General features: G+C 34.2%; 26 protein-coding genes. 3 read left to right on the top strand and 23 right to left on the bottom strand.

The window, feature by feature from the left end:
- Positions 1–364: 364 nt before the first annotated feature.
- The 6 genes from ACERII_RS02235 to ACERII_RS02210 all read right to left on the bottom strand — a co-directional run bounded on the left by ACERII_RS02235 (position 365) and on the right by ACERII_RS02210 (position 6,908).
- Positions 365–2,047: a formate--tetrahydrofolate ligase gene (locus ACERII_RS02235; protein WP_373639804.1), complete on the bottom strand. Its 1,683-nt coding sequence runs from the start codon at positions 2,045–2,047 to the stop codon at positions 365–367.
- A 791-nt stretch (positions 2,048–2,838) separates the two neighbouring features.
- The gene (locus ACERII_RS02230; protein ID WP_373639803.1) at positions 2,839–3,288 is read right to left on the bottom strand and encodes a DUF2663 family protein; all 450 of its coding nucleotides are present in this window, start codon (positions 3,286–3,288) and stop codon (positions 2,839–2,841) included.
- Positions 3,289–3,363: 75 nt separating this feature from the next.
- A complete protein-coding gene (locus ACERII_RS02225) occupies positions 3,364–3,660 on the bottom strand; it encodes a hypothetical protein (RefSeq protein WP_373639802.1) in 297 nt (98 codons plus the stop codon).
- 80 nt (positions 3,661–3,740) lie between these two features.
- Complete coding sequence (locus tag ACERII_RS02220) at positions 3,741–4,328, bottom strand: CPBP family intramembrane glutamic endopeptidase (RefSeq protein ID WP_373639801.1); 588 nt, start codon at positions 4,326–4,328, stop codon at positions 3,741–3,743.
- Positions 4,325–5,851 carry a RecQ family ATP-dependent DNA helicase gene (locus ACERII_RS02215; protein ID WP_373639800.1) on the bottom strand — a complete coding sequence of 509 codons (1,527 nt, stop codon included), beginning with the start codon at positions 5,849–5,851 and terminating at the stop codon, positions 4,325–4,327. Before ACERII_RS02215 ends, ACERII_RS02220 begins: the two co-directional genes overlap by 4 nt.
- Complete coding sequence (locus ACERII_RS02210) at positions 5,844–6,908, bottom strand: YpbB family protein (protein WP_373639799.1); 1,065 nt, start codon at positions 6,906–6,908, stop codon at positions 5,844–5,846. The genes ACERII_RS02215 and ACERII_RS02210 overlap by 8 nt, the downstream gene beginning before the upstream one ends.
- Before the next feature lie 254 nt (positions 6,909–7,162).
- On the opposite strand from ACERII_RS02210, the gene ACERII_RS02205 reads away from it, so the two are divergent.
- Positions 7,163–7,411, top strand: coding sequence for a ferredoxin (locus ACERII_RS02205; RefSeq protein ID WP_373639797.1), 249 nt, complete (start codon positions 7,163–7,165; stop codon positions 7,409–7,411).
- 42 nt (positions 7,412–7,453) lie between these two features.
- On the opposite strand, the gene ACERII_RS02200 is transcribed toward ACERII_RS02205, so the two are convergent.
- The gene (locus ACERII_RS02200) at positions 7,454–8,098 is read right to left on the bottom strand and encodes a Crp/Fnr family transcriptional regulator (RefSeq protein WP_373639796.1); all 645 of its coding nucleotides are present in this window, start codon (positions 8,096–8,098) and stop codon (positions 7,454–7,456) included.
- A gap of 433 nt (positions 8,099–8,531) precedes the next feature.
- Here ACERII_RS02200 and ACERII_RS02195 point away from each other — a divergent pair, with 433 nt between their 5' ends.
- The gene (locus tag ACERII_RS02195; RefSeq protein WP_373639795.1) at positions 8,532–9,188 is read left to right on the top strand and encodes a SurA N-terminal domain-containing protein; all 657 of its coding nucleotides are present in this window, start codon (positions 8,532–8,534) and stop codon (positions 9,186–9,188) included.
- Between the two features lie 72 nt (positions 9,189–9,260).
- Here the strand turns inward: ACERII_RS02195 and ACERII_RS02190 are convergent, their stop codons facing one another.
- Positions 9,261–9,806, bottom strand: coding sequence for a cob(I)yrinic acid a,c-diamide adenosyltransferase (locus ACERII_RS02190; protein WP_373639794.1), 546 nt, complete (start codon positions 9,804–9,806; stop codon positions 9,261–9,263).
- A gap of 426 nt (positions 9,807–10,232) precedes the next feature.
- Between ACERII_RS02190 and ACERII_RS02185 the strand changes: the two genes are divergently transcribed.
- On the top strand, positions 10,233–10,748 hold the full coding sequence (locus tag ACERII_RS02185; protein ID WP_373639793.1) for a MogA/MoaB family molybdenum cofactor biosynthesis protein: 516 nt from the start codon (positions 10,233–10,235) through the stop codon (positions 10,746–10,748).
- Between the two features lie 136 nt (positions 10,749–10,884).
- Here the strand turns inward: ACERII_RS02185 and ACERII_RS02180 are convergent, their stop codons facing one another.
- The 15 genes from ACERII_RS02180 to ACERII_RS02110 form a co-directional block, all read right to left on the bottom strand.
- The gene (locus ACERII_RS02180; RefSeq protein WP_373639792.1) at positions 10,885–12,669 is read right to left on the bottom strand and encodes an ATP-binding protein; all 1,785 of its coding nucleotides are present in this window, start codon (positions 12,667–12,669) and stop codon (positions 10,885–10,887) included.
- Positions 12,669–13,385 (bottom strand): response regulator transcription factor, encoded by a 717-nt coding sequence (locus ACERII_RS02175; RefSeq protein ID WP_373639791.1) that lies wholly within the window; start codon positions 13,383–13,385, stop codon positions 12,669–12,671. The genes ACERII_RS02180 and ACERII_RS02175 overlap by 1 nt, the downstream gene beginning before the upstream one ends.
- A 186-nt stretch (positions 13,386–13,571) precedes the next feature.
- The gene (gene ccsB, locus ACERII_RS02170) at positions 13,572–14,759 is read right to left on the bottom strand and encodes a c-type cytochrome biogenesis protein CcsB (protein WP_373639790.1); all 1,188 of its coding nucleotides are present in this window, start codon (positions 14,757–14,759) and stop codon (positions 13,572–13,574) included.
- Positions 14,740–16,425: a cytochrome c biogenesis protein ResB gene (gene resB, locus ACERII_RS02165; protein WP_373639789.1), complete on the bottom strand. Its 1,686-nt coding sequence runs from the start codon at positions 16,423–16,425 to the stop codon at positions 14,740–14,742. Before resB ends, ccsB begins: the two co-directional genes overlap by 20 nt.
- A gap of 12 nt (positions 16,426–16,437) precedes the next feature.
- Entirely contained in the window at positions 16,438–16,965 is a 528-nt protein-coding gene (resA, locus tag ACERII_RS02160; protein WP_373639788.1) for a thiol-disulfide oxidoreductase ResA, read from the bottom strand.
- A gap of 92 nt (positions 16,966–17,057) precedes the next feature.
- A complete protein-coding gene (locus ACERII_RS02155) occupies positions 17,058–17,777 on the bottom strand; it encodes a pseudouridine synthase (protein WP_373639787.1) in 720 nt (239 codons plus the stop codon).
- A gap of 452 nt (positions 17,778–18,229) precedes the next feature.
- A complete protein-coding gene (locus ACERII_RS02150; protein WP_373639786.1) occupies positions 18,230–18,760 on the bottom strand; it encodes a spore maturation protein in 531 nt (176 codons plus the stop codon).
- Positions 18,761–18,766: 6 nt separating this feature from the next.
- Positions 18,767–19,357 (bottom strand): nucleoside recognition domain-containing protein, encoded by a 591-nt coding sequence (locus tag ACERII_RS02145; protein ID WP_373639785.1) that lies wholly within the window; start codon positions 19,355–19,357, stop codon positions 18,767–18,769.
- Positions 19,350–20,504, bottom strand: a complete 1,155-nt coding sequence (locus tag ACERII_RS02140; protein WP_373639784.1) for a D-alanyl-D-alanine carboxypeptidase family protein — start codon at positions 20,502–20,504, stop codon at positions 19,350–19,352. Before ACERII_RS02140 ends, ACERII_RS02145 begins: the two co-directional genes overlap by 8 nt.
- Positions 20,505–20,650: 146 nt before the next feature.
- Positions 20,651–21,001, bottom strand: coding sequence for a stage V sporulation protein AE (spoVAE, locus tag ACERII_RS02135; RefSeq protein WP_373639783.1), 351 nt, complete (start codon positions 20,999–21,001; stop codon positions 20,651–20,653).
- Between the two features lie 30 nt (positions 21,002–21,031).
- Positions 21,032–21,463 (bottom strand): YhcN/YlaJ family sporulation lipoprotein, encoded by a 432-nt coding sequence (locus ACERII_RS02130; RefSeq protein ID WP_373639782.1) that lies wholly within the window; start codon positions 21,461–21,463, stop codon positions 21,032–21,034.
- A 260-nt stretch (positions 21,464–21,723) separates the two neighbouring features.
- The gene (locus tag ACERII_RS02125) at positions 21,724–22,590 is read right to left on the bottom strand and encodes a superoxide dismutase (RefSeq protein WP_373639781.1); all 867 of its coding nucleotides are present in this window, start codon (positions 22,588–22,590) and stop codon (positions 21,724–21,726) included.
- Positions 22,591–22,699: 109 nt separating this feature from the next.
- Positions 22,700–23,206 carry a DUF3907 family protein gene (locus ACERII_RS02120; RefSeq protein WP_373639780.1) on the bottom strand — a complete coding sequence of 169 codons (507 nt, stop codon included), beginning with the start codon at positions 23,204–23,206 and terminating at the stop codon, positions 22,700–22,702.
- Positions 23,207–23,236: 30 nt separating this feature from the next.
- Entirely contained in the window at positions 23,237–23,836 is a 600-nt protein-coding gene (gene scpB / locus ACERII_RS02115; RefSeq protein WP_373639779.1) for an SMC-Scp complex subunit ScpB, read from the bottom strand.
- Complete coding sequence (locus tag ACERII_RS02110; RefSeq protein ID WP_373639922.1) at positions 23,823–24,596, bottom strand: segregation/condensation protein A; 774 nt, start codon at positions 24,594–24,596, stop codon at positions 23,823–23,825. The genes scpB and ACERII_RS02110 overlap by 14 nt, the downstream gene beginning before the upstream one ends.
- Positions 24,597–24,732: the final 136 nt, after the last annotated feature.

Here is a 24,732-nt window from a genome sequence, read left to right as displayed (position 1 = left end):
AAAGAAGCTTTGATAAACAAAGAAAACCTATAACAAAAAATACTACCAACATAAACCATGAGAAAGGCTCAAAGAAGAATATTTCCATTCTAATTTGACTTGATGACGTAACAATATCCTTCCATTTTTGATGTACGAAGTGGAAAGAAAACAACGTGATCAAGTATAAAATAATTCGTACCTTCAGTTGGAACACCTCCAACTAACTAGTTATTGTTTTATTAATACAATCTATATGTCATCATCAATAAAATGAATACCATTTAATATCTAAAAAGAAGATATATAACCTGAAATTTCCGTTCTTTTTTATAATACAAAAAGTGTCCACTGATCTCTTGGACACTTTTGTATTAATATAAATCTAGAATAATCCTACAGCACGTCCGTGTTCGTCTACGTCCATTTTTAATGCAGCTGGTTCTTTCGGTAGCCCAGGCATTGTCATTACATTTCCAGTAAGTGCTACGATAAAACCCGCGCCAACAGCTGGTTTTAATTCACGAACAGATATTGTAAAGTTTGTTGGTCTACCAAGTTTAGTAGGATCATCAGATAAGGAATATTGTGTTTTCGCCATACAAATGGGGAATTTATCCCATCCCATTTTACTAAAAACTGTCATTTGTATCTTTGCTTCCTTTGAAAATTCAACCCCAGTTGCTCCGTAAACCTTTGTTGCAATGGCAGTTATTTTTTCTTCAATAGAGGAATCCAGATCATACATTGGAGTAAAGTCTTTTTTAGAGTTTGTAATTTCTTTCACTACTCGAGTAGCTAAGTCTTTACCTCCACTTCCTCCTTTTTCCCATACGTCTGCAAGTTCAACATTGATTCCTTGCTCATGACACCAGGTTCTTAAAGTGTCAATTTCTTCGTCCGTGTCATGAATGAAACGATTAATTGCTACAACATGTGGTAATCCGAACGCTCGAATTGTTTCCACATGTTTCTCTAAATTTGCTAATCCCTTTTTTAAGGCTTCTACATTTTTAGATTTTAATTCATCCTTTGGTACACCACCATGCATTTTCAAAGCACGTATAGTAGCTACAATTACCACTAGATCTGGATCAATTCCTCCTGCTCTAGTTTTTATGTCTAAGAATTTCTCTGCTCCTAAATCAGCACCAAATCCCGCTTCTGTCACTACATAATCTGCTAGCTTTGATGCCATTTTCGTAGCTATAACACTGTTACAACCATGTGCAATATTTGCAAATGGTCCTCCGTGGATTAACGCTGGAGTATTTTCCAATGTTTGAACTAGGTTAGGTTTAAGTGCATCTCTTAATAATAAAGTTAATGCCCCTTCGACTTGTAAATCTTTCACTGTTACTGGATTTTCTTCAAATGTATATGCGACTACAATTCTCGATAATCTTTCTTTTAAATCGTCTAGACTAGTAGCAAGGCATAAAATCGCCATTATTTCAGATGCTACTGTAATATCAAAACCGTCTTCCCTAGGTACACCTTGTAATGGCCCACCCAAACCAACAATAACATTTCGTAAAGCACGATCATTTAAATCTAGGACTCGCTTCCATACAACTCTGCGAACATCAATGTTCAATTCGTTTCCTCGATGAATATGATTATCTACTATTGCAGCAAGTGCATTGTGTGCTGTAGTTATTGCATGAATATCCCCTGTAAAGTGCAAGTTGATATCTTCCATCGGTACTACTTGGGAGTAGCCACCTCCTGCCGCTCCTCCTTTTATACCCATTGTTGGTCCTAAAGAAGGTTCTCTCAAAGCAATCATCGTATTTTTCCCTATTTTATTTAAAGCCTGCCCTAAACCAACAGTAACCGTTGATTTCCCTTCCCCGGCAGGAGTTGGATTAATCGCTGTAACTAAAATTACTTTCCCAGTTGGTTTATCCTTCAATCTATCTAAAATGGATAATGACAGCTTTGCCTTAAAGTGACCATATGGCTCCCATTCTTCCACCGATAGCTTAAGTTCGTCCACAATATCTTGAATTCGTTTCATCTTTGCTTGTTGTGCAATTTCAATATCTGATTTTACATTTGAACTCATTTTTTCACTCCTTCAACTTCCATTGCTTTCATTCCACCTAGTATAGCTTTTTATTTACTGGAACTTAATTTTTCCCCTCTAAAACTTGAATGAGGAAGGAAATTAAGCTTTACTTACATAGTATATCAGTTTTTTTTATGAAAACACCTAATAATACCATGTCCTTAAACACGGTCAATTCCTAAATAGTGTGCAATTTTAGATGTATGTATACTAAAGTGGGAAACATCATGTCTTACTATAGTAGGATATACTAAAGCTGCCGTTAAAAACATTACCATTAACTTTTACTTTACTGGTATTTTTTTTATAAGATGGGATGTTTAAAGCAATGAATGAACTAGGTCGATCGATAACAGGAGACCTTATCTTCTATTTCTTTATTACAAGGTTATTCTCATTGATTATGTATGCTGAAACCTTTCACGAAACTATAGTATGATTTGTCTGCAGGAATTCTTATCCACAGGTCAAAAAAATATAGTTTAACAATCAAAAACATACAATGATAATTGTACATTTTTTTCTGTTTTTATCTTGTTCGAGGTAACCCGCAATTTCTTTCTTCCACTATCAGAATGTTTCGTAATAATCGTTTTTCTTATAAAAGAACGCCCCCTTTATCTTTTATTATAATTGAAGGTTTATTGATCGTTGACATTATAAAACAAAAAGTCATAAAAATGTTCATTTTTTTAAAACAGTGCGTAATAAGAAAAGTACAAGACTCGCAAACTCAGTCTAAGATCTGCCAATGTTCTGACCGAAATAAAAAAGCCATTTAGGCTTTTTTATTTATGATATAAGTTAATGTCATATTTATTTTTTAATTCGTGAAACTGTGCTATTCGTTTCACTTCTAACTGATTTGAATTCCAAATCTCTGAGGAACGATCAATGATATCATTTTTTAATTCATCAAAATCTTTTTCTGTTTTTTCAAATTTTTTTGACTTACCCTCAAAAAAATAGAAGCTTATAAACAACATCGCAATCCAGGCTAAAATGATCCAATCAGATATTAGCATTGTTAAATATGAGCCTGACACGCCTTCACCAGATGTGATTCTTAGTACAATATAAGCAATTCCTAATATCAAAATAGAAAGAAATGTTAATCCTGTTTTCATTAATGCTTTTTCTGCCGTTTCTACCTTCACTTTTGCCTTTATTAATGCTTCTATAACAACTTCATGGTGCTCTTTCATATCAACAATTGAATCCTTTTCATTTTCACCCATAAAAAATCCCCCTAGCAATATAATTAGTACATTATATGCAAGAGGGACAAGTTATACGTCTTAATGAATTCAAAATTATCGAGCCAAGAATGAGTAAATAAACATACCTGACACTAATAAAATAAAAAGCACTAACAAAATTCTTACTAATGGAAACTGAAAATTGCTTTTCTTTTTTGGGGTTCGATTATTTTTAATTTTTTGATACTTCTTTTCCTTATGAATATCCTTACGCGAAGGAAGACTTAATACATCTAACGTATTTGAAATCGTAGACTCTTTATCTTCATTTAATTCCGGGCTATCTTTCTCTTTATACAATTTTTTCCTTTTTAATTGCTTTACTTTACTGCGAGGAGGATAACTCGACATTTTCCCCACCTCTCTCTATTACCATTTTTCTTATTTAAATTTACCATGAAAACAACATATGTAAAGAATTATTTTGAAATTTATTCGTTACTACGAACATTTAGAACACCAAGTCTAATACACCAGCCTAACAACATGTCAACAACCATATGACAAATAATTACAGTTAGTAAATTCCCAGTATAGAAAAATAACAATCCAATTACAAAGCTTAAAACAATGGTAAAAGTAAATAAAAACAGATTTTGTAGATAGCGAAAATGTATAATAGCAAAAATGAGAGATGCTGCTATTAAGCCAAAACTACTTTGTATTACTCCACGAAAAAGAATCTCTTCTGAAAACCCTACAATAAAAGATAAAAATGCAATGCGAAATATAGAGCGATTTCTAAAAATTCTCTCATTTATTCCCCCATCGTCAAATAGATGTTTAGGTAATATTTTTGCTAGAAACAGTTCAAAAATAACAACGATAATAGCCACTCCGATACCTAGTAGGAGGTGGTTCAAATCCCAATAAATTAGTGAGAGAGGATATAGCGGGTCTCGGTACAGAAGAAAACTAAGAACTACTGCGATAATTAACATTATCATTTGAGTTAAGTACAAATTTAAGAGTAGCTCTCTATCTGTTAACTGTTTTATTATTTCTGCCTGCTTTTTCACTTTAAGCTACCTCCAGTACTTGGTAGCAAGATAGATTTTAATTGTTCCTGCCAAGTTACTATTTCCGGTTCTTTCATAGATTTCCTATTATTTTCAGATGATTTTTTAAGGGTTATTCCACAAACAGAACAACATACTAATGGAGATTTCCCGTTCTTTTCTCCAAAATAATTCAAAATAGCTGTTCTTATGCAGAAATTATCACTCAGTATCTGTTCTAATTGGTGAAAGCGTTGAAGTTTATTCTTTTTCCTTTGTTGAAAATAATGATTAAGACGAAGTTTTGAATCCTCATTTATTTCCTTTATTACAACTTTCCCTTTTAGTACATTCAACTTCTCTAAGTAAAACAACAGCATTTTCCACCTAGTATCATCTATCAACAAGAGTTGCTGTATGGAACTATCAAACTTTTGTTTCGTTTTATAACAATTATTTATCACCTGGAACCACACCTTTAATTCCTCCGGAGTAGGAAATTCACGTTCAATAAACGATATAGGAACATGTCGATCCTCCTTTGTATAGAGAAGGATAGCCATACATTCGTTTCCATCTCTCCCACCACGCCCAACCTCTTGAACATATTGCTCTATCGAATTAGGTAAATGGTAATGTAATACAGTTCGAACATTTGGTTTATTAATTCCCATTCCAAAAGCATTCGTACAGCAGATATATGTTAGTTCATCTCGAAGAAATTGATGCTGTACTAACAAACGATCTTCTTTGGACATCCCCCCATGGTAAAACGCTACATCTTGATAATCACGTTTTTTCATTTCAACGGCTAGTTGAAATGCTTCATTTCTAGTTGCTGTGTAAATAATGGCTGGTTTTTCAACAACTTTTAATATCTCAAAAAACCGATTTTTCTTTTCTTTGTTGCTCTCAGTTTGATATACATTGTACTTTATTTGAGGACGATTAACGGAAAAACGGTGGACAACTAAATCCTTCATGGATAAGCGGGAGATAATATCTTCTTGTACCTCTATTGTAGCTGTAGCCGTTAAGGCGAAACAGGGAGGCGAACCAACCATTTCCTTTATATCTTTTAAACGTAAATAATCTGTTCGAAACTCATGACCCCATTGCGATATACAGTGGGCTTCATCTACAACAAAAAGCCCCACATGTATTCGTTTTAATTTTCTCGCAACATATTCATTTGTTAACATTTCAGGAGAAATAAATAGAATTGTCTTTTCATTTAGATTAGCTATGACACTCTTCTTCTCCTCGAAGGTTAATGTTCCATTTAATTGAACTACATCTTTATCCCCCTGTGCACGTAATTGATGAACTTGATCCTCCATTAGTGACAACAGAGGTGAAATTACAAGGGTTAAACCTTTTGTTAATTTGGCAGGTAGATGGTAGCATAATGTTTTCCCACCACCCGTAGGAAGAATTGCTAATACATCTTTACCATGAAGAACTGAAGTGATGATCTCCTCTTGTCCAGGACGAAATTCTGTAAATCCGAAATGTTCATGCAGTACGGTAGTTAGCTTAGTCACAGTATTCACCTTTTTCCTTTGTTAAAGCTAATCGTATTTGGAAATAGTTATAAGTTGTTCCTAAATGATCTTTGATCACTTTTAATTTTTTTGTATTTAATTTTGAAGCAATATCTAACACAGCTTCAATTTCTTTCTTAGTTATAAATGGATCATAAGGAAAATCTTCATCGTATAAAGCTATTTCAATGATATGATCTTCTATCGTACTTTTACGTAAGTTTCGAATCAAGGCAATTTCTTCAATAGACATTCCTTTTTTTAATAATACATGTGTTTCTTTTGCAGAGACAGTAACATGCTGTTTTTCTATATCGGTCATAAAGTGCTTTAAGAAAGAATAACTAACCTCATTACTCTTTATCTCTTTCATCATAAAATGAATGACAGATTGAAAATGCATTTTTGTAAACAAAGCGTCATTTGCATATCCTTTACTAAGTTGTTGAAACGTTTTTCCTGTTTTTTTTGTACTTGTAAGACGATCAACAAATAAATCCGCTTCACGATTAGGAAGTTTACTAAGAACTGTGAATAAGTCATGATACAACAAGTCGCTCATCCTAGTAACAGAATAAGTATACATGTGAAATAATTGCTTAACCCAATGCTGAGTATGTAGTTGATATGAAATTGGAACAAAAGAGGGAGTTCCGTTTCTCATTTGTGATAAACTTTGTACCGTTAAAGCGAGTCTATCCCAAAACTGGTATGCAGAACCATTCCACTCAAATTTTGCCCCATGGTAATTTTTAGGTAAGTAATACATACTATTTAGAGTTAATAAGGTTGACTCTCCTTTAGGTGTTATCATCACAACATCTTCACTGGAATAATAAATCCAGTCATTTTCAACCATTTGTTTAATCGTGTTTTCAAAAGTTAGCTTGTTTAAATCTTTTATTGAACTAACAAATGGAGATACATGAAAATAGTAAGCATCTTGTATTGTTTGAGCAGACCTCTTCCCTTTAATAAGATGGAATATTCCACCTACGGTTCTTTGCCCGTTTATTTTATCTATAAACGTAAGGATTAACCAATGATAATAATCCATTACTAATAAACCCCTTTTTAAAAATTCTTTAACCCTATTAATTATATAGGTGTCTAGCATATCTTTCTACTAAAATTCCTTTAATGATAAGTATTCTCAGTAATTTTATATTGAAATGTATCATGGGAACATTTACAATAAAATAAGGAAGAATGAATTTCACAATTAAATTTGTTCTTAATCAAAGATCCTTTAGAATAAAAAGAGAAAATTAAGGGATTCTATAATTTAATTTCAATGGGAGGTTTTTTGTTATGGCAAAGTACACAATCGTGGACAAAGACACTTGCATTGCATGTGGAGCATGTGGCGCAGCAGCACCTGATATTTATGATTATGATGATGATGGTATCGCATTTGTAATTCTTGACGATAACCAAGGTACAGCAGAAGTTCCTGAAGATCTTTATGAGGATATGGAAGATGCTCTTGACGGCTGTCCTACAGATTCAATCAAAATTGCGGAAGAGTCATTTGATGGCGACGCATTAAAGTTCGAATAGATACAATAAAAAACCACCGATATCGGTGGTTTTTTAATTAAGTCAATCGTTTAAATTAGCTTTTAGAATAATCCTATCTTTTTTCACTTCTACAAGTTCTTCTTGTTCCCACTTCTTTAATTGTCTACTAATTGTTTCTCTAGTGGAACCAATTATGTTCCCCATTTCTTGATGTGTTAATCTTATTGTATTTCCTTGTGTTTCTTGTAAATGAGCCAATGCTCCTTTTAGCCTTGCCTCAACATTTAAAGATAGTATTTCATTTAATCTTTTTTGCAAAAAGATTATCTTGTCATTCATCACTTGAATCATCCGAAAAGCAATTTGAGGATGATTCTTCACTAAGGTTTCAAATCCTTCTATTGGCAAAGCTAAAACTGTTACATCTTTCTTTGCTTTGGCTGTTCCAGGATATGGAGAATGATCAAAAATCCCTGTATGAGGGAATATTTCTCCCTTACCTAAAACATTTATTAAGCTTTCTTCTCCTGTTTCCGTTAATTTACTTATTAAGATAGTTCCAGCCCCTAGTATATACAAATGGGTTTTCGTAGAACCTTCAATAAAAAGTATTTCTTTATCTTTTAGATGAATGACTCGACTTAAGTTAAGAACTGGCTGCAATTCCTCATCCTCGAGACCTTCAAAAAAAGGCATTTGTTTAATGTGATTGTGCCAATTTTTCATGGTTTTCCCCCTATATAAATAATGGCTCTGTTAAAAGTTTTTTGTTGATTTTTACTCTAGGTTTCTTGATTTCCTAGGGCGTACCGTAAGCATATCCGGTCGTTAACTCCCAGTTTAGGGGCTCGTCTGCACGTTTTTCCCATAGGAGACTCGCACCTTTCGTAAAACTCAACATGTCTTTTAACATAGCCTAAAGAATAAATGCCTAGCAAGAGAGTTTTATGAAATGTAATACCTTTATAGGGTAATTCTTTTGCTAATGTGCCCTTATGAAAACACCTTCTGTAATTATAAGCTATGTATGTAAACATTTCATCCAACTTCTTTCATATAATTCAAAGTTTATTTGAGAGTTCAATTGAATTACTTTTTACATGTATGGTAAAGTGGTAACTAGTGAAAGATTTGTTTTAATATAGAAAGGTGGAGAAACATGGTAATTGCAAAAAGATGTCTCTTATTATTATCTATTTGTGCTATTTTCCTTATAGTTGCATGTGGGAATAATGGAGATAAAGAAGAAACAGGTGATGCTGGCACTGAGGTGGTGGCTACTGTAAATGGAGAAGATATTTTCCGAAGTGATATAAATGAAGCGGCCCTTCGTGAAGGTTTCGATTTAGAAAGTGAGCAAGCAGCAGAAATTGCGGCACAAGTAGAACCTATTATACTTGATCAATTAATAAGAGAGCGTCTACTATTGAATGAAGCAGATGATCAAAATATTAAGGTTACAGAAGAAGAAGTTACTGTTCATTTAGATCAAATGAAAGAAGAAGCAGCCTTAACTTTACCAGAAGATATGACCTTTGATGAAGTTTTAGAAATGCAAGGTTTAACCGAAGATTCTCTTCGTGAGCATATGGAACAACAACTAAAAGTGAGAAAACTGCTGGAGTTAGAACATATTGATAAAAGTGTACTAGCTGTAACCGAGGAAGAAAAAAGAGAATATTATGAGCAACTTGTTGCACAACATGAAAATATAGATGAGTATGAAGTTCTAGAAGATGAAATAGAACATTACTTGATGCAGGTTAATTACCTGGAGAATCTTCAAGAAAACGCCGACATTGAAACATTTATCTAAACCACTACAGAAAAGACATTTTTCAGAAGTGAAAGATGTCTTTTTTTCATTTATGGATTTAATTAATTCGGATCATTCTCTTTTCTGTTCATAAGGCATATCTATTACATTTGATCTTGCATTAACTACTCTTGCTGCGGCAAACAAGAAATCAGACAAACGGTTTACATAACGAATTGCCAAAGGGATGAAAGATGTATCGTCTTCAATATCCACTATGTTTCTTTCTGCTCTTCTTGCGATTGTTCGACAAACGTGTAAATAAGCAGCTCCTTGCACTCCTCCTGGCAATATAAAAGATGTTAATTGTGGAGCCTCCTTCCAATAAATATCTATTCTATTTTCTAAGTACGCTACGTAGCTATCTTTTGTAGCCCAGTTTTCTTTCTTTGTGACATTCGCCAAATCTCCGCCAAGGTCAAACAATTCATGTTGGATTTTTTGTAAATCTTCCTTTATATCACTGCAGTTTTCATCCAAAAAAGTAATTGTCACCCCGATATAGCTGTTTAATTCATCTAATGTTCCATACGCTTCTACACGTTCGTGGGATTTCCTTACTCTTTTTCCGATTAATTGGGTTTCTCCCTTGTCTCCTGTTTTTGTATAAATCTTCATCCTGCATTCCCTCCCTTGATTTTCAAATAGTTTTTTGGTTTTGTTCTACCCTGAAAATACGTGGGTTCATGGTAGTCAAACTTATCTAGTATTACTAACTCTGTTGGACTGTATTCCATTCGCTCCAGTCCACTCCTTTCCTGTGGGGAGTTGGCAAGCCTCCTCTACTCTACTTCCCACTGGAGTTCGTGGACCTGCGCTCATTCCATATAAAGAGAAGAGTACTAATATACTTCATAACGTATTTTCATACGCCATGGTCAAATATCCACTTGCTTGGACTTTACTACTTTATATGTATTTCATATATTCCATTATGATTATACAACAATTATTGATCAACAATAAAAAAACATACCTCGTGCATTCTTATAAATTTAACGTTACACTAATAAAAGATTAGAGAAAGTTAGGAGATGTTACGATATGAGTGTAGAAGAACACAAAAAAGAAGCTCCGCAAACTGTTTCTTGTATGGTTCTCACCGTTTCGGATACAAGAACGAAAGAAACGGACAAGAGTGGTCTTTTAATGAAACAATTACTGGAAGCTAGTGACTTTCATGTAATGAAACATATAATCGTAAAAGATGATTATTCTGCTATACAACAAATGATTCGTTTAGCAGATTCCGACAATTCTATTGAAGCATTACTAATTAATGGTGGTACGGGAATTACATTTAGAGATACAACATATGAAGCTGTCTCTAGTATGTTAGATAAAGAATTAAATGGCTTTGGAGAACTTTTTCGCTATATAAGTTATGAATACGATATAGGTCCAGCTGCCATGTTAAGTAGAGCTATCGCTGGAGTGCGTGGCACAACGGCAATATTCTCTACTCCAGGCTCTTCTGGGGCTGTAAAATTAGCTATGGAAAAATTAATTCTCCCTGAACTTGCTCATGTAATGCGTGAAATATATAAGGATAGAAAATAAACAAAAGAAAGATTAGTGAGCATCTTAAGACAAGAAATATATATCAACAGAAAAAGGCGACTCGAAGAGATAACTCTCGAGTCGCTTTTTGTTTGTTTCCTGTGGAACAAGATCTTTCTTGAAATTTAGTCATATTTTATTCATGTTCATACGGTAAAAAGACGGAAAATGTCGTGCCTTCGTTTAATTTGCTGTGTGCAGAAACTTTCCCATGGTGTGCTTCAACAATATTCTTAACAATAGCAAGCCCTAAGCCTGTACCAGATCTTCCTCTGGTTCTTGCTTTATCTGCTTTATAAAAACGTTCAAATACAAACGGTAGATCTTCTTCTGGAATTCCTGTACCGGAATCTTCAATATCGATCTTAATGCCGTTATGGAATGGTTCTACCCTTAAAACAACCTTACCACCTTCTGGTGTATGTCGAATTGCATTATCAATTAAATTTGTTAAAACTTGCTCTACTCTATCGCCATCTGCATGTATATTTTTATGTACTTCATGAACTTCATCAAGTAAATGAATGCCGTGTTCTTTTGCAACACCTTGAAATTTCTTTAATACTCGTTTACAAAACTCTGTTATATTCATTTCTTCCACATTTAATTGAATATGTCCTGCTTCCATCCTAGCTAAATCTAATAATTCATTAACGAGACGCCCCATTCTAAGAGACTCATCATAAATGATTTGAGCAAGCTCCGTCTTTTCCTCTTCAGAACTAGCAATACCATCAATAATAGCTTCACTATATCCTTGAAGCATGGAAATAGGAGTTCGAAGTTCATGTGAGACGTTAGCAATAAAATCTTTACGTAGTTTATCATGGAGTCTTTCTTCAGTCATATCACGTAATACAGCAACGGCACCTCGAACATCTTGTTGATCATAAAGTGGAGTCATTAGTATTACCCAACTACGTCCTTGAATATCTACCTCACCCATTTGTTCCTTTTCCTCTTTAACAACTAGTTCAAATAAATCTGCTAATTCTTTTGGCAAGTCACCTGACTCTTCTACTTCATAGCCTTGCTCATAAAGCCAAGCTCCAATAAATTCATTAGCAGGAGGGTTTGTTACCATAACAGACCCTTCTCTATCAAGAGTTATTACTCCATCAGCCATGGAGCTTAAAATACGAGAAAGTTGTTCTTTTTCTTGGTTTAACGCGTTTAGGTTTGTATTTAGTGCTCTTGCCATTCTATTAAATGCTATGCCTAATAAACCAATTTCATCATTTGTTAATATTGGAACTTTCATATCAAAGTTTCCTTTTGCTACTTCTAATGATGCATTTCGCATTTTTCTAAGTGGGGCTGTAATTCTAGTAGTTAGAAAAAAAGCAAAAATAGTAGTTAAAACAATTGCGATCCCAGCAGAGAGAAAAATAATATGTTTAGTTTGAGTTGTAGCATTCTCTACAATTTCAAGAGATTGATATATAAAAATCTGTGCATTTTCTGCTGTAGATATTTCTACTGGAACCCCTACAACGAGAACAGCTTCTGAAACATCCGACTCATTCATTGGTACAGTGTAATTTATGCGAGTTACAATTGTCTCTCTATTATTTACAGCACGTGAAATATCTCGGTCTTCGTAAAAAACCGAGATAGGTAACTCTGTGTCGATTCCACCCTGAGTAAACCAATGATTTTCTTCGTCTAATAACAATACTACATTAATTTCATACGTTTCAGATAAATCTGAGCTTATTGAAAAAGCAGCATCACCTGTCTCCTCATTTTCAAATAAAGAAGCAATTACTGTAGCGTGATTTAACAATTGGCTTTCGGCTTGATCTGAATGAAATTTATCAAAATACTGAAGTAGCATTATTGTTAATACAGTTAAGACGACAGAAACTAATAGTAAAATGGTTAACCACAGTTTACCTACGACACTACGCCATAACCACATTACTCTTTCACAGCCTCAAACTTATAACCGACTCCCCATACGGTTGAAATCATATTTGCAGCTTCAGGAGAAACTTTATTCAGTTTCTCTCTAAGACGTTTAATATGTGTATCTACTGTTCGTAAATCTCCAAAAAACTCATAATTCCAAACATCTTTTAATAATTGCTCTCTCGCAAATACTTTATCTGGTGATTGTGCAAGATAATGTAACAACTCATATTCTTTGGGTGTTAGATTAATATGCTTTCCATCGGCCGTTACACGGTGAGCATCATTATCGATGGTTAAATGCGGGAATACTAACACATCTTTTGTTGTCGTTTCTGTTTGTAAAAATTTCGTTGATGAAGATCTACGTAAAAGAGCTTTTACACGTAAAACCACTTCTCTTGGACTAAAAGGTTTTACAATATAATCGTCTGTTCCTGCTTCAAAGCCTTGTACACGATTCGCTTCTTCCCCTTTTGCAGTTAGCATAATAATAGGCGTTGCCTTATGCTTACGAAGTTCCTCACAAACCTCAATTCCATCTATGCCAGGCATCATCAAATCTAACACGATAAGATCGTAGTCTTCATCGAGAGCCATCTGCAATGCTTTTTCTCCATTTTCTGCATCGTCGACATTATACTCTTCTCTTTCTAAATACATTTTCAGTAGCCGACGGATTCGATCTTCATCATCTACAACTAGGATTCTTGCTTCCTGTGTCACGTAAATTCCCCCTCATTTACAGTTACATGATATTGTCAGTTCGTTTTTCCACATTATTTTACATCTTTTATTATTTTACCATGTTAAAAGATATTAATAAAACTATCTAAAAATATGACAGCGCACTTTCTTTTATAATTCATGTTTTCAAGGAATCCAAACTATCATTTTTTCGTTAGAATAGAATTAAAATGCATAAGAATGTAATCCAGCTATAACTAAGTTAACAAAAATTAAATTAAACATGATTAACGCAAACCCAATTACACAAAGCCAAGCACTTTTTTCTCCATGCCATCCTCTCGATAAACGAAGGTGAAGATAAGCAGCATAGAATAAAAATGTTATTAGTGCCCATACTTCTTTCGGATCCCATCCCCAAAATCTAGTCCATGCTATTTGGGCCCATATCATTGCAAAAATAAGTCCACCTAACGTAAATACAGGGAATCCGATTGCAATAGCACGATAACTTAGTTCGTCTACTGAATTAGGGTTAACATTTTTTAACCAAGGTTGAATTTTCCCACCAATAGGCTGACGGAACAGTAAAATAAATACTCCATAGATGAAAAGTCCACCTATAATAGACCATAATACCGTATTTAAATCATCACTACGAATGATAGCAGGAGCTTGAATAAATGGATCAAATCTTCCTTCAGTAAGTAAAACCCCTTCATTAGGACCAACTAGTGCTGGCTTATAATATGTGATTTCTGCTTCTACTCCATTTTCATTTACATACTCAAATGTTGCTTCGTAATTCATTGCACTGAAACTTATATTAAGTAAAATATACGCAAGTACGGCGAGACAAGAATACAATATAAATTCTACACCGACTACTTTTTTTGTTATTTTTCTAAAATCAATTACTCGAAGTAAATACAATAAACCACCAACAAACCCTAGCGCCAAAATCCCTTGCCCGAGGGCAACTGTTATTACATGAATGTGTAACCAATAAGATTGTAAAGCTGGAATAAGTGGTTGCACTTCTCTAGGAAACATGGAAGCATATGCGATAATCAACATAACAACAGGCATTGTGAATAGGCCTAGATAATTATTTTTATACATAGGGTATATTACTACAAATGCAAGAGCCATAGCTATTCCGAGAAATGTTGTATATTCAAACATATTACTTACTGGAGCATGTCCAACTCCAACCCACCTTAAAATAAAATAGGTAATGGAAGTTGCAACCGCAAGGATGGAAAAAACATAACCGTAAAAACCAGATTTGTTTTTTTCTTCTCCCTCTTTTGTTTTAAAACGTTTACCAGTGATAGATACGGTAAAGAATATTGTTGCTAGTAAATACATAAAGAACGAAATAAGCAAGAAGTTACTGCTTAGTTGAATCACTATTGTTTCCTCCTTCTTCCCCTTCGGAGTTTTGCTCCTCATCTAATTGATCTTTTGGAATCGGTATAGCGGCTTTCGATGCAACAAAATCTATATCGCGCTTTAAAGCATGCCAATTTTTATTAGCATGACCAGCTATCCAAATCTTTCCATCACGATTTTGTATCCAAATTCTTCGGTGATGCCAATATGATCCTTGAATTAAACCGATCATAAATATAACGCCGCCAATAGAGATAATTGGAATTGTTCTATCTTTTCGAACAGTTAAAGCCGTAACATGCTTCATATCTACATCAATCATACGAATTCTATAATCATTTTCCCCTATTAACGGTTCATTTACCTGAACACCAATTAAACTTAATTCTCCTGAATCGCTATCTGGATCCATATCAGGAGTAAAAACTTCAAAGATGATTCGCGGATTATCTGGTATCATATTTCTAGTATCCGGTTGGTTATTATTGTCAATGTAAAAATTCGGGAAGTATTCCATAATTTCTATACGGTAGCCATTATCAAATTCATATACATATTCTGGGTCATACAAATTAACTGTAAAAACAACGTCACTTAAATCCTCCGTAGTCGTATCATTTACGGCATCTAACGTAAATGTAAATTCAGCTAATTCATTTAATTTGTAATCCACCTGATATAAAGCAAAACTGTCAAAAGTCAAAGGGTCATTTACTCGAATATCATATTGCTTCACTTCTTCTAGTTCTGTTCCTACACCAACAGCCCCCGTATTGGTTCGCCTTAATAAGGTAGCTGATGTTTGGTATGTTTTTACAACTTGTTGTCCTGTACGTTCAAAAGCCTGACGGAAGCGTTCATCATCTGTGTCATATAATTCCACAATGAACTGGTCATTTCTTAGGAAGTACTCCCCGTTCGTTCCTTTTATAACTACTTCTTCCCCTTCTCTCACCCATATATGTTCATCTAAATACATTTCAGGGAAAAATCTCAGCATAGCTCCAATTAAAAAGATTATTAAACCAATGTGATTTACATAAGGGCCCCATCGAGAAAATCTACCTTTCTCTGCGAGAATATTACCTTTTTCTTTTCTAATTGTGTACTTCTTCTCTTTCAGCATTTTTTCTGCTATCTTTATCTCTTTATCAGCATCGATCGTATCTTCTGAAATACCAAATAGACGTTGTCTTTCTAAGAATGCTTTATGTCTCGTTACTTTTTGAGTCTTTAGTGCTCGATACAAAGGAACGACACGGTCTAAACTACAAATTACTAACGATATCCCTAATGCTGCAATCAATAGCATGTACCACCAGGAACTATACAAGTTGTGAAATCCTAATTGGTAATATAACTTACCTAACGTTCCATATTCTTGTTCGTAAAAAAGAGTAGGTCTTTCCCCAGGCGGAATATACATTTCTTGTGGAAAAATTGTTCCTATAGCAGAAGCTATTAATAATAAAACGATAATCCAAATTCCAACCTTTACAGAAGAAAAGAAGTTCCAAATTTTATCTACAATTGTTCGATTGTAAGTTTGGGATCTTCGTGCTACACCCTCATATCTCATGTTGGCAACAGGAGTATCTTCTTCAATTAAAGGTTTTCCACATGACTCACATAAGTATGTTCCAAAAGGGTTTACATGGCCACATTCACATTTTACTTTTTCCATTTGTATCCCCCATTACTGATTTGGAATCAGTTTCTCTAGTGATGCAAGAACTTGACTCTCTGTTCTTCCTCCTATTTGTCTCTCTATAACAATTCCGTTCTCATCTATTAAAAAAGTTGACGGCAAGCTTACCACGCCATAAGCATCACGAACCAAGTTATGTTGATCTAAATAAAGAGGATAGTTTATATTGAACCGATCAGCATGTCTCTCTATACGTAATCTCTGTTCATTGACATTTACTGATACAATCTCTATCCCCTGTTCCCGATACTCCTCATAATTATCTCTTAATACTTCCATTTTTTGACGGCAATACACACAGTATGTAGCCCAAAAGTTTAGATAGACACCTTTCCCTCTAAGCTCTTCCAATTCAATGATATTACCATCTAAATCCTCAACCTTAAAATTAGGAGCAACATCATTTCTATCTACCAATCCACGCTCATTATAAAGATGATTATATAGCGTATAACCTATGGCAATTACCATAATAAGCAGAATGCTAGAACGGATGATTAATCTTTTCTGTTTCATCCTTCTCCCCCATTTTTATTATTTAATCATAACATTATGTTATCACTACATACATGTTGTTAATATACTATTTGTAAGTTCATTTGTGACATTTATGTGACAACTAGCTCCCTTAACTGCTTAACTTCGTGTGGTTTTAATTCGCGGAACTCACCTGCATTTAACCCTTTAAGGCCTAAAAAACCATACGTTTCACGCTTTAATTTTATTACCGGATGTCCAATCGCATCGAACATTCTTCTTACCTGTCTATTCCTTCCCTCATGAATAGAGATTTCTATAATACTTGAATTTTTACTTTTGTCAGATCTAGATACCTTTACTTTTGCAGGAGCGGTTTTTCCATCCTCAAGCTGTATGCCTTTTTCTAATTTCTTGATTGTCTCACGTAATGGCATCCCTTCCACTTTAGCAATATATGTTTTATACACTTTTGATTTTGGATGCATTAGTTTATTTGCAAAATCTCCATCATTTGTTAATAGTAAGAGTCCAGAAGTATCATAATCTAGTCGCCCTATTGGAAAAATTCGTTTATCTGTAGGAATAAAATCAGTTACCACCTTTCGACCTCGATCATCGTTTACACTCGAAATAACTCCTGTTGGCTTATACAGTAAAAAGTAAACTGGTTCTTCTTTGTCTATGGGAATACCATTAACTACTATTTCATCTTTATTTGAATCTACTTTCGTTCCCAACTCTGTTACTTTCTTTCCATTAACAAATACCTTACCTTCTTCCATTAACTGTTCTGCTTTTCTTCGAGACGTAATTCCCGATTGTGCAATTACTTTTTGTAGACGTTCCACAACTTCACCTCATAAATTTTTTCTATATAACAGTTTCGACGTATAATTATCATTTTCAAACGTTAATTCTATCTTTTTTTTTGTTTTGTGACAATAAAGACGCTTTTACCATTATATATTTTTACGACCGTAAGTTCCAATGATATATTTTCTAGGTATAGCTATATTTAAAACAGTCACATTTATAGGGGTTTTTGCATCGATACTTTCTACTGTCTACTGAAAATACACGTTCTCCAATATGAGTAACTTATTTAGAATTACTAACTTTTATGGTTAGTATTCCATTCGCTTCATCCCACTCCTTTCCTGTGGGGAATTGCCGAGCTACCTTCGAGTGCAAGCACTCTTCGGCATCCCGCCGTTGCTCTGCTTCTCTTTAAGATACAAAAAAAGAAAGTGTCTTAAAAGGGGCCATCCCACTAAGGCACTTTCTTTTTTTAAAATTTTATTTACATGAAAATAATTGTAACGATTATAATAGAGGCAATAACTCCTATGAAGTCAGCTAATAAGCCTACCTTTAGAGCATCTCCCATTTTTTTAATACCAACGGCACCAAAATATACAGTTAAAACATAAAAAGTAGTATCTGTACTCCCTTGCATCGTCGAGGCTAGTCTACCTATGAATGAATCAGGTCCATGTGTAGCGATTAAATCACTCGTCATACCTAAAGCTCCTGTTCCTGATAATGGACGAATCAGCGCTAAAGGTACTATGTCTGCTGGAATACCGATCATTTGTAAAAATGGACGAAATAAAGATATAAAGAATTCCATCGCTCCGGAAGCACGAAAAACTGTTATAGCAACGAGCATACCAACGAGGTAAGGAATAATTGAAAAGGACATTTTTACCCCTTCTTTAGCTCCTTCTACAAAAGTCTCATATGTTGGTACTTTCCTTAATGTACCAAACACCAAAATGAAAGCTATTATGGAGGGAATAATCCATATTGAAACCGTAGTAACCCATCCCATTTACCCTCACACCCTTTTTCTTATACGTCGATAATAGAAAAATCTATCAATTAAAATTGCTCCTACTGTTGAACAGGCTGTTGCTAATATTGTTGTACCAACTATTTCTGTTGGTGCAATTGATTCATATTGCATACGTATTGATATAACTGTAGTTGGTATTAAGGTTATGCTCGCTGTATTGATTGCAAGAAGAGTTATCATGGATCTACTCGCTTCGTCTTTCCCACCATTTAATGCTTTTAGCTCCTCCATAGCTTTTATTCCCATAGGAGTGGCTGCATTTCCTAATCCAAACATATTCGCACTCATATTTGATAAAATATAACCCATTGCAGGATGATCTTTTGGAACATCTGGGAAAAGTCTTTTTACGAAAGGTGAGAGTATTCTACTTAACCCTTTTAGTAATCCAGATTTTTCTGCAATTTTCATTAAACCAAGCCAAAAAGTTAACACACTGATTAGGCCAATACAAATAGTTACAGCTTCTGATGCTCCTTTAAATATGGCTTCGTTTACATCTCCCATCGTTCCATTAATACCAGCAAAGACTAATCCTATGACAAATAAAGATACCCAAATATAATTAACCACCTGTCTTCACTCCAGTTGTCATAAACAGCTGATCTATCCACTTACGCCAAAATGGTTTCTCTTCTATGATTTCCTCCTCTATGAAACGTAAAGGCACAATACCTACTATAGAATTATTAAGCTCCACTTGGACTGTTCCAATAGGATAAGGATGCCCATCTCTTTCCCATCGCTGATCAGATGGAGGCTCATAAAGTACTAGTTTAGATTGAACATTTTCCTTTTCTTCTTTTGATAATGGATATTCAAACGTATATTCCGCAGATATTTTATCTTTGTAATACTCATCTTCAATTCCCTGAACTGTTCCTTCTTTCACTATTGTAGTGACATCAAACGTATTGAATGCCCATTCAAATAGATTCATATGGTCATGCCAATCACTTGGTGCATTAATGGTAACAGCAATTAATTCTACGCCATCTTTTTCAGCAGTAGATACTAACGTTCTTTTTGCTCTCTTTGTGTAACCTGTTTTACCACCTGTTGAGTTTTTGTAAAGTTGTGTTAAAAGTCGGTTTTTATTATTAAAAACTCTATACCTCTCCTCTTTACTAACAGATCGGTATGATTTTGTTGATGCCACTTCTCGATAACTTTCACTTTTCATAGCATACTGGGTAAGTATTGCCATATCGTACGCTGTAGAATAATGTTCTTCATGATCATCTAGACCATGTGGATTTGCAAAAGCTGTATTGGTCATTCCTAGTTCTTCCGCTTTTTCGTTCATCATAAAAACGAACCCTTCTAAACTTCCTCCAACGTGTTCTGCTATTGCCACTGCGGAGTCATTTCCTGACCGAAGCATTAATCCATATACTAAGTCTTTTAGTTTAATTTTTTCACCCGCAGTCAAGTAAATCGAGGATCCTTCTGTTCCTTCTGCATTATTGGAAACAGTAACCCAATCATCTAGCTCTCCTGATTCTATAGCAAGTAATGCTGTCATTATTTTTGTAATACTCGCTATTCTCATTTGAATATTGGCTTCTTTCTCATAAAGAATTCTGCCACTTTCTTGTTCCATTAATATCGCACCCTTAGCAGATACGCCACCTGGATATGATGCTGCCTCGCTTGTTGAAAAGGATATATTAGATAATAATAAGATGAATATGAAAAGTGATGTAATAAGTTTTCTCATACAATTCCTCCGTACTTTTTGTTTGTACAAGTCTATGCAACTTTTGTGAAGTCAATTACTCCTTTATGAAATGTTGTCCAATTCATTGTTTTTTTGAATATAAAATAAGGTGGCTCTTTGTTATGAGCCACCTTAAAAATTTTTTATTAACCCTTCGGTCGGAAAACGAGACTTGCCAAAAAACTAAATATAATTGCTGCAGAGATACCAGCACTAGTTACTTCAAAAATCCCTGTAATAATTCCAATTAAACCATGTTGTTGTGCCTCTGCCATTGCGCCATGTACTAATGCATTGCCGAAGCTTGTTATAGGAACAGTTGCTCCTGCTCCAGCAAAGTCAATTAATGGTTCGTACAACCCAACTCCATCTAAAACCGCACCTGAAACAACTAACGTACTCATTGTATGTGCTGGTGTAAGTTTCATTACATCCATCAATACTTGTCCTATTACACATATGATACCACCAACAACAAAAGCCCAAAAGAAGCTCAAAATAGTATCCCCCTTATTACAAATATTTCGTTACATATGATCTTGTATTTTATTAATTTCTTTCTCCAACTTTTCCTTTTTCATATTACCTCTTACTTTTCTCTCTAAATCTGAAATTTCCATTTCCACTTTTCTATCCGTTGAAATGTAAATCGTTATTTCCCCATCTATCTCTTTTGCTCGCTTTTTTGCATCTTCTCTAATTTGTTTTAAAAATAAGCGATTAAACCCTGAAACTGATAATGCTATATATACATCTTTTTCATATGATATTGCATAAACTTCGTCCACTTCATTCATTTCTTCTATATTGTGCTTTATTCGTTCTGCTAATTGTTGTGAAACTACAGGTTGAGAGTTGGATTCCACAGAATATATGTAAGCATTTTGTGGACTTCCAATATCTTGGCAGCCAACTAAGGTAATTGCTACGAGCAATAAAATCTGTAATTGCTTCTTCATCAGACTTCGCTCCTTTCACTTATTTAGTATTATATTTCTTACGTAAAATATGTACTGAATTGAAAATGTCATGAGGAAACCTGTGGTTGTTTAATAAGTCTGCCCTGAAAATTTTCGTTATTAAGAGTACATAAACCATCAAGTTTTAACATCTTTGTTGGTTTGTATTCCATTCGCTCCAGAGTGCATATTTAAGCTCAAAAAAGAGCATGTCGTTAAGACCTGCCCCTCTCAATTATTCATCCTTTAATTTGAATCTATTATTGATTTATCCCATCTTTCACTGACTGAAACCTTTCCTCTACGCGGTTCCAATCTACCACGCTCCACCAATTTTCAACATACCGATCTCGTTCATTTTCATACTGTAAATAATATGCATGCTCCCAAACATCTAAAGGAAGAATAGGAATGGAATCCCATTGGGTTAAGTTTTGATGCTTTTCTGCAGTTAAAATCTCTAATCTTCCCGTTCTAGGTACCCAAACTAAAATAGCCCAACCGCTTCCTTCTACTGAATTAGCCGCCTCAGAAAAATGACTTTTAAATGCTTGAAAACTGCCAAAATCGTTTGTAATTTGATTCCCTATACTTCCTTTAGCTTTCCCTCCACCTTGAGGAGACATAACATCCCAAAAGAGAGAGTGCAAATAATGTCCTGAACCATGAAAAGCTAATTCACGTTGCCAATGCTTTATTTGATTAAATTTATTCTTCTTCCTTTGTTCCTGTAGTTCTTTTTCTGTTTTATTTAACCCATCTACATACGATTGGTGATGATTCTTATGATGCAATTCCATGATTCTTCGATGAATATATGGTTCTAATGCATCATAACTATAATTTAATTTTGGTAATTTATGACCTCCAATTGGTACTCTTTGTTCCTGCTCTTTTCTGCTCTCGATTCCTAGTAGATAGGCAGAATACAATTGCTCAACTTCATTTTCTATATAACTTAAGCCTGCGTTATCAAAAGAATCCCTCTGTTGTAAAAGATCTAACAGCTCTTTCACCTTTCCCGTTAATTCCTCCTTGTTGGGAAACTCCAGACTTTCTTTTACTTCTTTCAAAAAATTTGTAAGCCAATTCGTTACTTCTTTTTTATAGTGATTATGTTCGCTCACTTAATCTCCTCCCTCCTTCTTCATAATTAACTTATGCGAAAAAAAAGAGAGTAGGCACAAAAGATTTGCACCTACTCTCAAAATATAATTCAGTGAACAATACCGTCACTTATTTCTTTTGATCAATGTCCTGTTGACGCATTTTAGTACGATAATCTGTTTCATAATACTCTAATTCTTCGCGTACTTCCTGTAAAGGACCTTCTATCCTTTTTACAAGTTCCTCTAATTGATTTGGAATTGCTGATCTAAAACGAATGGCATTTTTTCCTGTATATGCAGCACGGCTGTCTTCATACCATACATCTAGTTTTGGTTGGAAAAACTCTTCAATACATTGATGAAATATCCAATATAACGTTTTTTCCGCTGCCCCTTTTCGAAATTTCTCACTTCGTAAAATTAAGTATCCTGATTCTCTTCCTTCATCAAAAAATACAAGTATTCGTCGAAATTGATCTAATATATCTTTATAATCCCCTTCGGAACCGTTCTCTACCTCATTCATAAAAGACTCGATTGTTGTGCTATTTAAATAATTTCGTATTTCCTCCGCAGCAACTTCTAAATTTCTTATTGTAAAAGTAAGTTGTTGTTGTACTAAATCATTTCCCATAGTTAGTTAGTCCACCTTTCTAATCTCGTTTCATTTGTCTTCATTTACTACTGCTAATTGTTCTTGAAACTTGGCAAAAAATAAATCAACTTCTTCTTCCACGTCTTCATCTTCAATATTTGAAGGCAGAGGCGGTAATTCCTTAATAGTACGTAAACCAAATTGTTCTAAAAACTCTTTCGTTGTACCATATAAGATTGCTCTCCCTGTTCCTTCTACTCGACCAACTTCTTTAATTAATGATTTTGCTAGTAAAGTACGAATAGGTCTCTCAGATTTCACTCCGCGGATATCTTCAATGTCAATCCTAGAAATAGGCTGTTTGTAAGCTACTATTGCTAATGATTCAAGGGCTGCTTGAGATAATGTTGTTGTAGACGGAGATTGAATAAGCCTTTTAAAATAAAGTGCATGTTCAGCCTTGGTTGTAAATTGGTATCCTCCAGCAATTTCAACAATCTGTAGTCCTCTCGAATCAGCTGAGTAAGCTTCCATCAATTCTGACATATAGAATTTCACTGTTTTCCTATCTAATTGAAGAACTTCCATAATTTGCTTTTCATCGATACCTTCTTCTCCTGAAACAAAGAGAAGACCCTCAATAACTGCCTTAATCTCATGACTCTTCAAAAGCAACACTCTCCTTCTGATATATCATGATATCATCAAAATTATGTTCTTGATTACAAATAATTGAATTTGATTTCATTAATTCTAAGAGCGCCAAAAATGATGTAACAATATGATGTTTTTCTTCTTCTTCAAATAATTGTGAAAATCTTAATTTCCCTTGATGAATCAAAAGCTTTGCCATGATCTGCTTCATTTTCTCATCTATAGGTATTTCATCTCTACTTATTCTTGAAAAAGTAGGCTTATCCAACTTTTTACGTTTATTCATTTTCTGAAATGCTTGAAGCATATCATAAATGGTTACATTCATATTTGCTGGTTCTTCTTTTTCTACAGAGTCATTTAGTAATATTGTTAGATCTGTCATTGGTTTGGAGAATAAATCACTCCTAGCTCTTTCCCGTTCTTTTAACTCTCCAGCTGCCTCTTTATATTTCTTATATTCAATTAATCGATACATTAATTCTTCTCTTGGATCTTCACTATCATCATATTCAAACTCGTCCTCTAGTATCTCTTCTTCTTGTACTGGTAACAAGCTTTTACTCTTCATATGTAATAGGGTTGCAGCCATTACTAAATATTCACTTGCAATATCTAACTGAAGTACCTGCATTGTATGAATATAAACCATATACTGCTCGGTAATTTCTTTTACAGGGATATCATATAGATCCAAATCATTTTTTTGAATTAAATGTAATAATAAATCTAAAGGACCTTCAAATGTTTGAAGTTTTACACTATATTGCATGATCTCACCATTTCTTTTTTTCTCCATTAAATTATATCATAAAAAGAAGAAATTAATCGTAAAATGAAATAGGTTTTATTTCAAGCAGTTATCATTATATTATGTTACTCTAAAAAAAAATACATTATTATTAAATATG

Source organism: Evansella sp. AB-rgal1 (assembly GCF_041820985.1).
In the GTDB taxonomy this organism is placed as follows: Bacteria; Bacillota; Bacilli; order Bacillales; family Salisediminibacteriaceae; genus Evansella.
This window is presented reverse-complemented; position numbering and strand designations above follow the sequence as displayed.

Excerpts from the sequence above, each read along its gene's own strand:
- ACERII_RS02235 (WP_373639804.1), bottom strand. The coding sequence starts at position 2,047 with ATGAGTTCAAATGTAAAATCAGATATTGAAATTGCACAACAAGCAAAG.
- ACERII_RS02200 (WP_373639796.1), bottom strand. The coding sequence starts at position 8,098 with ATGAAAAATTGGCACAATCACATTAAACAAATGCCTTTTTTTGAAGGT.
- ACERII_RS02195 (WP_373639795.1), top strand. The coding sequence starts at position 8,532 with ATGGTAATTGCAAAAAGATGTCTCTTATTATTATCTATTTGTGCTATT.
- ACERII_RS02185 (WP_373639793.1), top strand. The coding sequence starts at position 10,233 with ATGAGTGTAGAAGAACACAAAAAAGAAGCTCCGCAAACTGTTTCTTGT.
- ACERII_RS02140 (WP_373639784.1), bottom strand. The coding sequence starts at position 20,504 with ATGAGAAAACTTATTACATCACTTTTCATATTCATCTTATTATTATCT.
- ACERII_RS02190 (WP_373639794.1), bottom strand. The coding sequence starts at position 9,806 with ATGAAGATTTATACAAAAACAGGAGACAAGGGAGAAACCCAATTAATC.
- ACERII_RS02130 (WP_373639782.1), bottom strand. The coding sequence starts at position 21,463 with ATGAAGAAGCAATTACAGATTTTATTGCTCGTAGCAATTACCTTAGTT.
- ACERII_RS02120 (WP_373639780.1), bottom strand. The coding sequence starts at position 23,206 with ATGGGAAATGATTTAGTACAACAACAACTTACTTTTACAATAAGAAAT.
- resB (WP_373639789.1), bottom strand. The coding sequence starts at position 16,425 with ATGGAAAAAGTAAAATGTGAATGTGGCCATGTAAACCCTTTTGGAACA.
- ACERII_RS02210 (WP_373639799.1), bottom strand. The coding sequence starts at position 6,908 with ATGGATTATTATCATTGGTTAATCCTTACGTTTATAGATAAAATAAAC.
- ACERII_RS02150 (WP_373639786.1), bottom strand. The coding sequence starts at position 18,760 with ATGGGATGGGTTACTACGGTTTCAATATGGATTATTCCCTCCATAATA.
- ACERII_RS02230 (WP_373639803.1), bottom strand. The coding sequence starts at position 3,288 with ATGGGTGAAAATGAAAAGGATTCAATTGTTGATATGAAAGAGCACCAT.
- ACERII_RS02180 (WP_373639792.1), bottom strand. The coding sequence starts at position 12,669 with ATGTGGTTATGGCGTAGTGTCGTAGGTAAACTGTGGTTAACCATTTTA.
- ACERII_RS02225 (WP_373639802.1), bottom strand. The coding sequence starts at position 3,660 with ATGTCGAGTTATCCTCCTCGCAGTAAAGTAAAGCAATTAAAAAGGAAA.
- resA (WP_373639788.1), bottom strand. The coding sequence starts at position 16,965 with ATGAAACAGAAAAGATTAATCATCCGTTCTAGCATTCTGCTTATTATG.
- ACERII_RS02205 (WP_373639797.1), top strand. The coding sequence starts at position 7,163 with ATGGCAAAGTACACAATCGTGGACAAAGACACTTGCATTGCATGTGGA.